General features: G+C 29.4%; 18 protein-coding genes. 1 reads left to right on the forward strand and 17 read right to left on the reverse strand.

The genetic code is table 11. The features are described 5' to 3' along the window. The 7 genes from HPY57_12995 to HPY57_13025 all read right to left on the reverse strand — a co-directional run. Positions 1–150, reverse strand: a 150-nt coding sequence (locus tag HPY57_12995) for a hypothetical protein (protein ID NPV12696.1), incomplete at its 3' end; no start/stop codon positions are given. Positions 151–400: 250 nt separating this feature from the next. Further along, on the reverse strand, positions 401–769 hold the full coding sequence (locus HPY57_13000) for a hypothetical protein (GenBank protein ID NPV12697.1): 369 nt from the start codon (positions 767–769) through the stop codon (positions 401–403). A 52-nt stretch (positions 770–821) separates the two neighbouring features. Next, positions 822–1,286 (reverse strand): hypothetical protein, encoded by a 465-nt coding sequence (locus HPY57_13005; protein ID NPV12698.1) that lies wholly within the window; start codon positions 1,284–1,286, stop codon positions 822–824. After that, a complete protein-coding gene (locus tag HPY57_13010) occupies positions 1,274–3,031 on the reverse strand; it encodes an AAA family ATPase (GenBank protein NPV12699.1) in 1,758 nt (585 codons plus the stop codon). The genes HPY57_13005 and HPY57_13010 overlap by 13 nt, the downstream gene beginning before the upstream one ends. 60 nt (positions 3,032–3,091) lie before the next feature. Then, positions 3,092–3,724: a hypothetical protein gene (locus tag HPY57_13015; GenBank protein NPV12700.1), complete on the reverse strand. Its 633-nt coding sequence runs from the start codon at positions 3,722–3,724 to the stop codon at positions 3,092–3,094. A 20-nt stretch (positions 3,725–3,744) separates the two neighbouring features. Continuing rightward, a complete protein-coding gene (locus HPY57_13020) occupies positions 3,745–4,524 on the reverse strand; it encodes an AAA family ATPase (GenBank protein NPV12701.1) in 780 nt (259 codons plus the stop codon). 5 nt (positions 4,525–4,529) lie between these two features. Next, entirely contained in the window at positions 4,530–4,778 is a 249-nt protein-coding gene (locus tag HPY57_13025) for a hypothetical protein (GenBank protein ID NPV12702.1), read from the reverse strand. Positions 4,779–5,383: 605 nt separating this feature from the next. Here HPY57_13025 and HPY57_13030 point away from each other — a divergent pair. After that, positions 5,384–6,178 carry a hypothetical protein gene (locus tag HPY57_13030; protein ID NPV12703.1) on the forward strand — a complete coding sequence of 265 codons (795 nt, stop codon included), beginning with the start codon at positions 5,384–5,386 and terminating at the stop codon, positions 6,176–6,178. Positions 6,179–6,252: 74 nt separating this feature from the next. Here the strand turns inward: HPY57_13030 and HPY57_13035 are convergent, their stop codons facing one another. From HPY57_13035 to HPY57_13080, 10 genes are all read right to left on the reverse strand, one after another. Beyond that, on the reverse strand, positions 6,253–6,582 hold the full coding sequence (locus tag HPY57_13035) for a hypothetical protein (GenBank protein ID NPV12704.1): 330 nt from the start codon (positions 6,580–6,582) through the stop codon (positions 6,253–6,255). Positions 6,583–6,754: 172 nt separating this feature from the next. Then, a complete protein-coding gene (locus HPY57_13040) occupies positions 6,755–7,177 on the reverse strand; it encodes a hypothetical protein (GenBank protein NPV12705.1) in 423 nt (140 codons plus the stop codon). 351 nt (positions 7,178–7,528) lie between these two features. After that, the gene (locus HPY57_13045) at positions 7,529–7,852 is read right to left on the reverse strand and encodes a hypothetical protein (GenBank protein NPV12706.1); all 324 of its coding nucleotides are present in this window, start codon (positions 7,850–7,852) and stop codon (positions 7,529–7,531) included. An 11-nt stretch (positions 7,853–7,863) separates the two neighbouring features. Next, a complete protein-coding gene (locus HPY57_13050; protein NPV12707.1) occupies positions 7,864–8,061 on the reverse strand; it encodes a hypothetical protein in 198 nt (65 codons plus the stop codon). A 24-nt stretch (positions 8,062–8,085) separates the two neighbouring features. Beyond that, positions 8,086–8,319 carry a hypothetical protein gene (locus HPY57_13055; GenBank protein NPV12708.1) on the reverse strand — a complete coding sequence of 78 codons (234 nt, stop codon included), beginning with the start codon at positions 8,317–8,319 and terminating at the stop codon, positions 8,086–8,088. A gap of 70 nt (positions 8,320–8,389) precedes the next feature. Continuing rightward, positions 8,390–9,934, reverse strand: a complete 1,545-nt coding sequence (locus HPY57_13060; GenBank protein ID NPV12709.1) for a VWA domain-containing protein — start codon at positions 9,932–9,934, stop codon at positions 8,390–8,392. Positions 9,935–9,944: 10 nt separating this feature from the next. Next, on the reverse strand, positions 9,945–10,886 hold the full coding sequence (locus tag HPY57_13065; protein ID NPV12710.1) for an AAA domain-containing protein: 942 nt from the start codon (positions 10,884–10,886) through the stop codon (positions 9,945–9,947). 17 nt (positions 10,887–10,903) lie between these two features. Next, a complete protein-coding gene (locus HPY57_13070) occupies positions 10,904–11,377 on the reverse strand; it encodes a hypothetical protein (protein ID NPV12711.1) in 474 nt (157 codons plus the stop codon). Positions 11,378–11,401: 24 nt separating this feature from the next. After that, a complete protein-coding gene (locus HPY57_13075) occupies positions 11,402–11,845 on the reverse strand; it encodes a reverse transcriptase-like protein (GenBank protein NPV12712.1) in 444 nt (147 codons plus the stop codon). Positions 11,846–11,861: 16 nt separating this feature from the next. After that, on the reverse strand, positions 11,862–12,044 hold the full coding sequence (locus HPY57_13080; GenBank protein ID NPV12713.1) for a hypothetical protein: 183 nt from the start codon (positions 12,042–12,044) through the stop codon (positions 11,862–11,864). Positions 12,045–12,275 lie beyond the last annotated feature (231 nt).

The following is a 12,275-nucleotide window of genomic DNA, read 5'->3' on the forward strand; positions in this document are numbered from 1 at the left end:
TGCATAACTTATTGTTTCGTTTCTTTCTAAATTATCAAAATTAGGTTTCAATTTTATCCAGTATTTTGCGTTATATCCTTCTGGACTTAAATTTACTTTAACCAAAGTATCAGTAACAAAACTAAATGTTACTAATCTAATTGTTCCCATTTTTTTACTCCTTGTTTTCGTTTACACTTAAACAATACGAATTTAACTCTCGAACAAAAATTAAACCATTTATTATACATTCCAAATGCACTTGTATAGCTTCTATATCTTTGTTCTGGTTGTTATAATCTTTGATAGACACTATCGGTACTAATATAACAGGTTTAACAGCAGATGTATTACAAATGTTGCATTTCCAATTATTTGATAAATTAGGTTCTACAAATATTTGCATAACTATTTCCTTTCATTAATCATCCATGTAAATATTTTCTAAATAGTCAAATAATTCTTCTAGAAATCTCAATGTAATAGGATCAGATATACCTGTAGTTACTTGAAAATTATCATACATGCCCATAACCTCTCCATCAGTATTTATATAAATTGATACTCTACTATCAGCATATACAAGAAACTCATATGTACCAGTTTTAAACGTTCCAGTTACGCCAGTTAAAAACTGTCTACGATATAAATCAGCTATATCGTCTAACCATTCTGAAAAATCTAATCTTCCAATTTGCCATCTAATTGCGTCTTCTTGAAGCTTATTTATCACTTCTGAAGATTTTGATTGAATATAACTTATTATTTCGTGAATTGCATTACCTTCCATAGTAAATCTCCTTTTAATGTTTTTTTATTAATAAAGGAACAGCGGTTCCATATTAGGGACTGCTGTTAACCTGTTTTTTAGTCATAAGTTTTTCTAACGTAAAACCCTTAGGTCTTGTTTTATATTCACCATCAAACAAAGTTTCAAATGAAGTCATATAATAATGATCACCATCATGTGTATGATTGCAATAAAACACTAATGGTTCACATCTTTTAGGTTTAAACACAATGTAGTATTCTGGAAAATCTCCATATACATTCTTAGTAATTTCTCTTAATAGCTTATATACCTTATTCTCATTTTTCTTATATAATTTAACTAATTGTGTCCAACTTAAATTTCTATTTTTACATTCAACAAAGAAATAATCATCTTCGCCTGTTTTAACAATTAAATCTACTCCTTCGTAATTACTATCTGGTCTTATAACTTCCCAATCATCTCTAATCTGCATTAATGAATACATAACGTTATATTCAAATGGATTTCCTTTTTTAGCTTTCATGGTTGCCATATATCTATCTCCTTAAACTTATAGTTTGGCTGAACTGTTAATTTTATTTCAAATGGAGGATGACTTCTACCCTTCAAAACTTTTAATGTTCTCTCTGCATCAGTACTGTTACCAATCAATCCTAATACTACATCACATTTTTGTTCAAATGCTGAACTACCTTTACCCGAATGTTTATTTAAAAACGTAGGCACAGTAGCTCCAGATTTACTTATATGATGTACCAAAAATAGAATAAAGTTATATTGTTTAGCTAAATTCTTCAATTCCATATACATATACTCTTCATCTTTTAACGTTAATTTCTGAGTAAAAATATCATCTATAACATCAATTATAACTACTTTAGGTCTAAGTCTAATAATTATATCCTTCAAGTCATTAAAACTTGGAGTAGTTCTAGTATAAAGAATATTCTTAATTGTATTGCTTAAACTATTGCTGTTAATTTGATAATATCCTCTTACTTGTTCTCTTGTCATATCAAAAGCTATCATAATAAATCTTTCATACATTTCTATATCACTCATTTCTGTATTGATATATAGTACAGAGCCATGTTTTTGAAAATGAATTGATAAACCTTGCATAAGAGCAGACTTATTAATACCAGTATCTCCAATTAATCCTATCATATTCCCAGGAATTAATTGAAAATCATTAGGAATATCAGGAATAATATCTTTAAGGTTAATAGCAGCATCTAAGTAATTGCCACTAATAAAACGCTTATAAAAATTTTCTACTTCATTTGGTGTAGCTACTTCTGTTAAATAATTCTTTTTAATGTAGAATATGCACCTACTATCACAATATTGTTTCATTACTTTATCGTCACATCCATACATGTATTTCTTTTCATAAACATTAAGTACAGTTCTTCTTAATTCATATTTGTCTAAACTAGGAGTATACTTTTCTAACATTGCTATTGCACCCTCTATAGGAACCCCATTCCTCATTAACCATGAAGCAAGTCTTAATACACTTTCGTGTCTCGTCCCTATTACTTCACCTCTATTATATAGTTTTTGCATACAAGTGACAATATTAGAAGGCTCAATAGACATTTGAGTAGAAAGAGTAATAGGTTTTTCTTGGGGTTTAATAGCAATAACAGTAGTACTTACAGGCTCTAATCTTTTTACTGGCAAAATACCAAACTCTTTAGCTTTTGCCTGAATTTCTTCAATACTTTTAGTATACAAATCTTCTTCTGTTAAATAAACCTTATATAAACCAGTTTTTTTGTTATAACTAAATGGTACTCTAATTAAAGCTCTTTTATGATAAATTTTGGTATCGATATTATATCTATTGAAATAATATTCCATGCTCTCTCTTACTATTTCAGGTAAATCTTTAGAAGGAGTTAATCCAAATATATCAGGAAAATGAATATGGAAACCAGTACCAGAGTAAAAAACTCTATAATTGTCTTCTAAATTAAAATCTTTGATTAAATAGTTTAATAAATCTTTTAACTGTTCTAAAAATAATTCATAAGTTAAATTCTTTCTATCAAGATCAATTATTAAATGCGGTATGTAATATTCGTAAATATATCCTTCAGGTGTCTTTCTACCGCTGTTAAAATGATCTTTTATTCTTTCATCAAAGAGATAAAATGATCGATATACCTCTGTATTAGGTTTTATATACTGAGGTATATCATCGTATGGAACTACTATATTACGATTACTTACACTTCCTACAGCAATTTCGGCAAATAATTGTATGTTCATATTATATCTCCACTTTATTTCTAGCTAAACAATATGCAAGGGAGATAAACTCCCTTGCTGTTAAAATGGAATATTGTTGTTATTAGGAACTATTTGTGTTTCCGTTTCTGATACTCCTCCATTTTGTTGATTATTATATTCTTCTACTACAGTTGGATTATAATCACTAATCGGATAACGGCTATTAAGCTTAAGCATAAATTCTTCGATTATTTTATCATTTTTAGTAGTTATATCAAACACATTAGTTGTTCTCTTTAAATCAGCTAATTTACCATTCCAGAATTTATACTTAGGTTTACCAGTGTTAATATCTTTGGCATAGACATATTTTAGCATTTTAATCTTCTTACCAACTAATAAGTCTTTAACTGTCTGCTTATTTGTATCGTGTTCTAATAATTCAGCAATAACTCTCTTCTTCACATCAAATGGAACGATAGTAATTCCACACGCTACTAACAACATAGAGATATTTGCTGGTATATTACCGTTTTTGTATAGATTTCCATAAAAGGAAACAGAGTGTATATATCCATTATCATCTCCTTCTTTCATTAAATGTAATGTAAAAGATATATCACTCTTAAACCTTGCTGGTTCAAAAGTTACATCTTTAATCTCATAAATGTTAATAAAATATGGATTATAACTTTGATTTGAATAATTGGAAGGAATTGTTAAATCTGCCATAGTTATTTACTCCTTAATTTTTAATTGTTTATGAATATTTTATCCCAATGGGCAACTATATTGCCATCAGGCATTAACTCTGAAATTACAAATTCTTGGTTTCTTAAATGTGGAGGTCTAGCACCAGTAGCTAAATCTTGAAGTTCAGTTTTAAAACTTACAATCACTTTGTTAGGTTCATTTTTATCTCTATATAGATAACCAATTGCATCACAATCGGCAGTAACTATTTGTTTTAATTTACCTACCAACTCAATATCCCTTGCTGATAACTCTTTACCATCTTTAAGAATTGAAGCCAATTTTATATGACCAAGAAGTATTAAACATTTACCTATACCTTCATACCAGCTATAGATATTTGAAAATGCTTTTCTTAACCAATAATAACCAGCTCCTTGTGGAAGCTCTAGTACACTTCTACCTTTGAAATTTTTTCCTAACGCAGTAGCTTTATACATATCAGTTGCATAATCTTCTGCAATATCTTGTAATGCTGTTACAGTATCGATTACAACATATTCGATATTCAATTTACCACTTTGTTTAACGGCCTTCAGCTCATTGGCTAACTCATAAAGAATATTGTAGTGCCTTTTATCTGGATTATTTCTTAATACTTCTCTTAGATTAAAAACATTACCAGTAATGAAATTACTACCATCTTCGGTATCGATTATTAAAGCATTAGGTAGTTTGCTTGCTAAAGTAGTTTTACCTACTTTGGTATGCGAATATAAGAAAAGTTTAGCAGGATTTACATTGATTTTATCTTTAACTATGTTATCTAAATATCCCATTTTTATTACTCCTTGATTGTTTTAATTGTATATGGATTTATTTCTGTAATTCTTTCTACATTAGAAACATATCTTTGAGTATTTGCGGATAAAATTTCTCCTTCTTTTAGTTCTTCGTAGTCTCCTCTAATTAGTTTTAGTTCAATTTCAGGTTGAATTAACTGCCTGTCAGATACAATAGTTATAGAGGCTTCTTTTTCTTCTTCATAAACCTCTACTATTCTTGCTTTGATTTCATAAATAAAGGTAGGCATATTTTTACTCCTTATTTTGTTTTTAAATTTTTAGTAAATAGACCTTTCAATGTCTTTCTTCTGTAAGATTAAATTTACATGATTTGTCCATGATATATTGAGTTCTTTGTTTAATTCTAGTAGGATCAAGTATTGCTTCTAACCTTTGAGGTACCAAATGTAGTGGACATATATGGATGTAATAGCGGTATGTTATAATTTTCTCAAAACACCTTTTACATAAATAGTTTGTGTAATAATTGTTTTCCCCTTCTTGGAGAGGATAACCACAGACATGACAGTAATTACTCATATTACACCTTTTTTAGTTTTAGTAAGTGAACCTTTTAACTGAAACTTATTGAAAATGTTTCGGTTTAATATTAAATTAGCAATGCAAACTTTGACATTTTGATGCGGTTACCCGTAATAGTTCTGCCCATATCAAGGCGGCTAACCCGACTACAGAGTATCCCGAACCTTTGGGTCATCAAGCTCTGTAGCCCGTTGCTAGGTTATATGCGAAAAACCTAGTTGGCTATGTTAATTATGTGTCAGTATCTAATGGCTTATTGTATCTAGACATTACTTTAGAATTTTAGTAAATAAACCTTTCAGGAGAAATTATGAGATACTTTAGAATACCTACAGGACAGTATGAAGGTGAATATATAATTTATGACAATATAGAAGAATTTAAAAAACATAATCCAAATAAAGAATATTTTAGATGGGGTGAATTTAGTCCTAGTCAAGTACAAGTAGGAGACTATATAGAAGCATATGATGGATATTTACTACCGCTACTAAACATCTCTAAATTAAAAGATAACTACCTATTTCGCTTTCCTAATGGTACTTTTGCGTTATATAAAACAAAAAAAGGCTATAAATTCAATAAATTCTATGGAATGACAACTAATATTGACCAATTTTCGCTTTCTGGTAAGAGTAAATTAACTAGAAATTTAGAAAGTGATGCTTTTAAAGAACAATTTGCTTTGTTAGTAGCATCTGGTATAGACCCTGTTAGAGCATTAAAAATGGTTTTAGCTCCAAAACTTAAAATGACAGTAAGTAAAAGAAAATTTTTAAGTATTTTAATCAAATTATTAAACGATGAGGGTGTTATGGAACAAATAAGAGACATATATAACAGTGAATTTCTTAAGAAAATTCAAGAAGATCCAGACTTTTCTGATGAAAATTTACTTGATTATGTTAAAAGTTTTATGAAAAATGTAAGAAAAGGCTCTCAAACACACCTTAACAGCATCTTACCGCTATTAAAATTAACTGGAAAATTGCCTGAAGACTTTACTTTAACTCCTAAAAAAGAGAAAAATAATGTAAAAGATATAGATTATACTGAAATTCCTCCTGAACAATTACCTCCTACAACAGAAAATTCTCAATTTTGAGAAAATGTTTAAAAAAATTGTCGCAAATGTATGGTGGAAAACCACCCAGAAAAAAAATATGAGGGAAATATCCCTCATATAAATTCAAATCTATTTACTTTGATTTTACTATTATTGCCAGTGAGAGCAAGATAAGGCTTTAATTTCTTGGACGAATATTTCATCCAAGAAATCGGTACCTCGCGCTTTAATTCTTGATTCGTTTCTTCGTCACTCAAATCAAGAATTAGTCGCCTTCCTTTGAAGGGCTCTAAAAACAACTCTAAACTGCTTTGGCTGCTAATTTTTCGCGCAAAGGTTTCGTCTATTATATCGATAAAAACAATAAACCAAAGTTTACCATTAACAGAGGAGGTGAAACTCTCACTTAGGTTTATCTTGAATATTGAGTTTAAATCAACCATTTTCTACTCCTTTTACTAATATAGTATCTTAAGAGAATTTAACTATAAAACCACATATTTAAAAAAAATAGTGAGACATTATTGTCTCACTATCAGTTTTTAATATCTTAAAAAAGAGGGATGCTATTAACAGCATCCCTGGAGGATTGATTATATTCGTTGTATATATTCATTAGAGAACCTCGATCTCATTCTTTGGTTGTACAGTGGTCTCTTGAACGTCGAGTTTATCTCTTTCAAGAGATATGATATCAAATTCTAGTGTGTTAGCACCAACCGCTGCTAACAACTGAGTTGCAGACCAGAATTTACTTCCATTAGCAGTCTCCCTCCATTGACCACGTCTTGGAGACATACTTGAGACAGGAACTATTCTTTCAATCCCACTCCTGTCTTTAAATCTGAATGCAAAATATTTAAAATCAGGAAGTTCTTTAAGTCTGGTCAGCAATTCTAAGTTTCGATCTACATCATCAGCCTTCTCATTCACCTTATAGATGGAAACAAAAGCAGAGCTTTGAGCATCTCTTTGAGTTACTCTTACATCTAAACCATAACTCAATAATATCTTATAAAATTGCTGTTTAGGATTCATAACTGTACTCCTTATTATTTTATTTCCGAGTGGACTATTTTCATTATACCATTCTCTCTCCCACTCTAAGAGAGAATGATAATAATCCTGTACCCAGGGTTTATTTTCTAAATTTTCCATTTTTAGTATCTTCCTGGTTTATTTTTGAATATAGTATCTAGACCTTATCGATCATCATTCACAAAATCTTTTACTCCAAATAAGATTACTGTTATAACCAATATCACAAGTCCTAAACCCAACATAATTATAGGAAACTCTGTAAATAGCCTTATGTATATATATGTAGCAAACAGAAAGGCAACAACAAAGATATTTATCAATATAAACGCTACAAATGTTATTAGTACTTTAGGTAACTTCATTTCCTTCATCCTCCAAATTTATCCCATTTTTCATTTCTTCTTCAAGAAACTTTTTCAAGTTCTTAGCTCTTTGTCTATAATAGTGTACCATCACATCTTCTTGTCTCTTTGCCTTTTTAACAGCATCAATCAAGGCGAAAGAAAGAAAAACAACCCATAAAGTAAACATAACAAATGCAGCAAACGGATACTGTGCTAAAAATTCTACGTACAAAACTATTACTTTAAATACTAGAAAGCTTATTAAGTTTAAAGCAATTAAAAAAGATACAAACAGAAAGATTGTTTTTAGAATTTCTATAGCTTTCATTTTTTTACTCCTTAATTTTTAATTATACCAGGTGAAACTAGTTTACTGTAGAGTATAATGATACGCTCTCTGATATTAAATAAAGGACTAAAATCAGTCCATTCAATACCACAGATCAGGTGGCTAAAATTCTTAAGCTGAATTTTTTTATCAATATCTAAACCCTTGTACCACTCTAATGCTTTATTAACTGTTATTATATCAAACATGGTTTTACTCCTTTTTTTTGTTAATTACGGTTCTGGTATTTTTTCGCCTTTTTCAAACAGCTCAATAATGTAAGCTTCTTTCAGTTTATTCAAATTATCTATTGCCTGATTCCATGTCTGGCCATCTGCTACTAAACAGTTTTCTCCGAAAGTAGGGATCCAGGCACAATATCCACCACCTTCATTTTCCGGTATCTTTTTAATTCTAACAGGATACCGTAAGTTTAAATAGTACGCAATTCTTTTATAAGCACCCATAATAAATCTCCTTTTATTGTTTTGATATCTTGACCTTTCAAATCATAGGGAATGCTGTTAACAGCATTCCCTATGAATTATTGTCTTCAAGAATAATTGATTTTACAATTCTATCTCCATACATTTCCTGCCATTTCTCTGGTACATATTTTGCATGTTCTTTATAATTGAAAAATACTATTCCCATTCTCTTATATAACTCATCATCAATTTTTATAGGATCATCTTCAAGATCAGTGAGAATAAGAATATTATCTTTATAATCTCTACCAACTTTAACTAAAGTATTTAATATATTTGTACCACCTTCTGTACGATCATCTCTTAATAAATATTCTTTAGCATTATCATACTTTCTTACAATATCAGTATTAAATAAAATCACTTTGTCTATATACACTCCTTCTTCCATAAGAGCAGTTACAAACACTCTCATGGCTTTTCTTTTATCTTCATCTACACTACCTGAAACATCAATCATCAGAACTAATCTATCAAATACTCTTCTACCAAAATCTATATCTTCATAATCTCCATCTAATATTCTTAAAATCGTCTCAATATCTAACATTACAGGAGGATTATGAGAATAAGTTAAACATAATTCAGTATTTGACAGAAACTGACTTACAACATGTTTTACCTGATCTTTAACGTCTCTAAATATCTTAGATCTCTTTATTTCCCTTTTATATTCTTCATATGTTTCTCTACGAAAGAGTTCATCTAATTTCTTATAATCTAACAAACTAGAAACAGCTTCATTTATTATTTCTCTAAGATATCTCGTATCAATATCTCTAAAATCTTTCCCTGGTTTCATATTATTCTTATCGACGTCTTCTTCTTGATTTTGTTTCTTCTTTCTTCTCTTTTTCTTACCACTGCTATTACTCTGACTATCATCTGGTTTCTCTGTCATCATTATACCTTCATAAGTATCTACAGCACTACCATTTTTATCACTATCATGGTAGTTGAAAGTAGATGCCCACATTATAGCTAAGGTTAACAGCATCGTATATAAATCTCTATCACTGTCTATAAGTTCTTTATAAGAGCTCATAGCATTTAACAGTAAATACCTTAAAAACAATGGTTCTGTACTTAAATCTCTAATCTCTGCTCTTTCATCAAATAAATATGCTAATAAATCTACATACAATACTGATAAAACCTTAACTATTTTCCCAACTTCACTATGAACTTTAGTCTGCTTATCATCATTTGTAAACTTTATCATTTCCAAAATATCACTATCGCTTACCTGTTGTTCTTCAAAATTATATTTTACTGATTGAAGGATTCTAATATAATTGCTAATCTCTCTTTCTTTGTCCATAAAAGTATCATCACTAATCTTTCCCTTATCATTTAGACTTCTAAGTCTTTCAACACTATCACTCAAATATTTCAAAGTTCTTTCAATAGCTCTCATAATAGTACTTTTATATTCTTTAGCATTCATTAAAACACCTTCAACCATCTCAAAATACCGCGAATAATAGTCAAAATTATACAGAGAACTGTAATGATAATTATAGTAACTGTTATATAAGTCATCATCCCAGTTTTCTCTGTATCTATATCTGCTAAAATATTTTCTCCAGCTCATAATTAACTCCCTAAGTTATACTTTTAGTTGCAATTATCTCCAATAACTCTTTAGCTTTATCTTCTCTTCCGAGCTGTCTTAATTCATTGGCTAAGTTAACTAGATTACCTTGAATAGGAACTCTTTTTACAGGGTCTTTTACTCTATCAAGGTCTTCTAATGCTTTTTCTATTTCACTCATTATCGTTAAATGTCTTGGAAGAATATTATTTAAATCGGTAACTTCTAAACCAAGTACATATAATCCTACCACTTTATATAACTCATAACCTTCAAGATAATCTGTCAAAACTGGAATAAGATGATTAAGAGTTACTACTGTTCTGTCAGTCAAACTCACGTGATACTTTTTAACAGCATTTGCTATGAAAGCAAATACATCTTCAACTTCTTCCTTTTCCTGTAACTTTTCAATATTCAATGTATATTCTTTTAATTTTCTTCCAAACAACATATCAAAACCAAGTGGATTTACTTTCGCTTTGATAACAAATCTGTCTAAAAATGCTTCTGATGAAGTTTCTTTGATATCAATATTAGTTGTACCAACGATTAATTTTAATTTGCTTAAATCTCTCATTCTGGAACCGTCAAAAATCTTTCTCTCTCTCAATATTGAGAGGAGAAGATTTCTATTTTGAGAGTTTGCTTTATCGACTTCGTCTATTAATAGCGCTTCTGTATTTTCATCTAATCCACCAATTCTTCTAAGCTCTCCTTTCTGTGTTAATGCTACTGGATCTATATAACCATAGAATTCCTCTTTACGGGTATCATAACTTAATTGCTTAAATATCGTATTTAATCCCAAAGATTGACAAAAGTCTAATACTAGTTGAGTTTTAGCAGTTCCAGGATTACCTACTAATAAAATTGGAATTTCACTTTCCATAGAAACTGCCAGTAACTTAAATTCAGTTACTCTGTCTATTAATTTAGTTCTAATTTCCATAATATTTCTCCTTATTTTTAGTTTATCATTTCTGGTTTAATGTTTGTTAAGTTATCATTCTGACCACTTGTCATTTTCTCATAGATTTCCATAATCTTCATAATATCATATTCCATGCTGTTAAGATTTATCTTTCTATCATCAATTTCTTTAATTGTATTTATATACACTTCATCTAAAATGTTACCAAGTTGATTAATCTTTTCGCTTTCTAAGTGCAGAATTGCAAAACTGTAAGTAGAATACTCTTTCAATAGCGCATAAGCTATGGACATTCCCAGTCCTACATCGCTTGAATTAAGATATGCACCATTTAATTTTTCGTTTTCTTCTTTCTTAAACACCATTAGAGAATAAATTGTATCTAAAATGATTAAAATTTCAAATTTCTCTTCTGGTGTTAAGTCTTGTTTTTTTGCAACATTTGCTTTCATGAGAATAAAAAATGAAAACAATTGTTTCATACCTTTGATAATAAACATGTTTTCCATGATATTACTCCTTTATTTTTGTTGTTAGTTTAAGTTAATTTGATTTTTAGTAGACTGACCTTGAAACTCACTGTTAATAGCATCCTTAGCTAATTTATCTGCTCTTTCATTATTTAATTCACCATCATGAGCTGTAACTTTTCTAAACTCTACCCTTCCTACCTGTTCTAATAACTTCTTAGCATATGCTATTAAATCCTTATTTGCTCTAGCTTTATAGTTTTTAGTCAATATATTTATTACATACTGACTATCTGTATAAATAACCAGGTCAGTTTCTTCTTTATGTTTAAGTTCTTTAAGAGCTTCTATTAGTGCCAGTAACTCCGCTCTATTATTAGTACCAATTGTCATCTTCTTACTTATTTCTTTTCTATACATTCCACTTTCCATTACAATACCAATACCCATTGTACCAGGGTTACCAGCACAAGCTCCATCTATCCATATTTTAACATTATATTTCATAATCTATCTCCTTAATTTATCTGTTTATATCAATTTTCTTAATAATTGGTGTTTTTCTTTTAATGTACTTTAACGATGAACTATCCATAGGTGCAAAAAACAATCCCCATATTAAACCAGGTACATCAGAACCAACTTTAACTGTGAAACTTTTACCATTATAGGATTTAAAATGATAGGATTTAAAATACTGCAACATTAACGTTTCTTCTACTGATATGTTATTAGTATCACTTATACGTTTATCAGCTAGTTCTTTTTCTTCTAATCTAAACAAATAAATGTAATCAGTACTAATCCCTGGTTTTATAAAACTATTAAATCCATGTATTTTTATATTCTCTCCACAATTCTCATTATTACTATACTGATTCAATATTTGAAAAGAACTATTTGAAAGCAAATCACAACATAATTCACCTATTGATTT

The organism is Ignavibacteria bacterium (assembly GCA_013177855.1).
Classification (GTDB): domain Bacteria; phylum Bacteroidota; class Ignavibacteria; order Ch128b; family Ch128b; genus Ch128b.

Excerpts from the sequence above, each read along its gene's own strand:
- HPY57_13000 (NPV12697.1), bottom strand. The coding sequence starts at position 769 with ATGGAAGGTAATGCAATTCACGAAATAATAAGTTATATTCAATCAAAA.
- HPY57_13005 (NPV12698.1), bottom strand. The coding sequence starts at position 1,286 with ATGGCAACCATGAAAGCTAAAAAAGGAAATCCATTTGAATATAACGTT.
- HPY57_13010 (NPV12699.1), bottom strand. The coding sequence starts at position 3,031 with ATGAACATACAATTATTTGCCGAAATTGCTGTAGGAAGTGTAAGTAAT.
- HPY57_13015 (NPV12700.1), bottom strand. The coding sequence starts at position 3,724 with ATGGCAGATTTAACAATTCCTTCCAATTATTCAAATCAAAGTTATAAT.
- HPY57_13020 (NPV12701.1), bottom strand. The coding sequence starts at position 4,524 with ATGGGATATTTAGATAACATAGTTAAAGATAAAATCAATGTAAATCCT.
- HPY57_13025 (NPV12702.1), bottom strand. The coding sequence starts at position 4,778 with ATGCCTACCTTTATTTATGAAATCAAAGCAAGAATAGTAGAGGTTTAT.
- HPY57_13030 (NPV12703.1), top strand. The coding sequence starts at position 5,384 with ATGAGATACTTTAGAATACCTACAGGACAGTATGAAGGTGAATATATA.
- HPY57_13035 (NPV12704.1), bottom strand. The coding sequence starts at position 6,582 with ATGGTTGATTTAAACTCAATATTCAAGATAAACCTAAGTGAGAGTTTC.
- HPY57_13040 (NPV12705.1), bottom strand. The coding sequence starts at position 7,177 with ATGAATCCTAAACAGCAATTTTATAAGATATTATTGAGTTATGGTTTA.
- HPY57_13045 (NPV12706.1), bottom strand. The coding sequence starts at position 7,852 with ATGAAAGCTATAGAAATTCTAAAAACAATCTTTCTGTTTGTATCTTTT.
- HPY57_13050 (NPV12707.1), bottom strand. The coding sequence starts at position 8,061 with ATGTTTGATATAATAACAGTTAATAAAGCATTAGAGTGGTACAAGGGT.
- HPY57_13055 (NPV12708.1), bottom strand. The coding sequence starts at position 8,319 with ATGGGTGCTTATAAAAGAATTGCGTACTATTTAAACTTACGGTATCCT.
- HPY57_13060 (NPV12709.1), bottom strand. The coding sequence starts at position 9,934 with ATGAGCTGGAGAAAATATTTTAGCAGATATAGATACAGAGAAAACTGG.
- HPY57_13065 (NPV12710.1), bottom strand. The coding sequence starts at position 10,886 with ATGGAAATTAGAACTAAATTAATAGACAGAGTAACTGAATTTAAGTTA.
- HPY57_13070 (NPV12711.1), bottom strand. The coding sequence starts at position 11,377 with ATGGAAAACATGTTTATTATCAAAGGTATGAAACAATTGTTTTCATTT.
- HPY57_13075 (NPV12712.1), bottom strand. The coding sequence starts at position 11,845 with ATGAAATATAATGTTAAAATATGGATAGATGGAGCTTGTGCTGGTAAC.
- HPY57_13080 (NPV12713.1), bottom strand. The coding sequence starts at position 12,044 with ATGTTGCAGTATTTTAAATCCTATCATTTTAAATCCTATAATGGTAAA.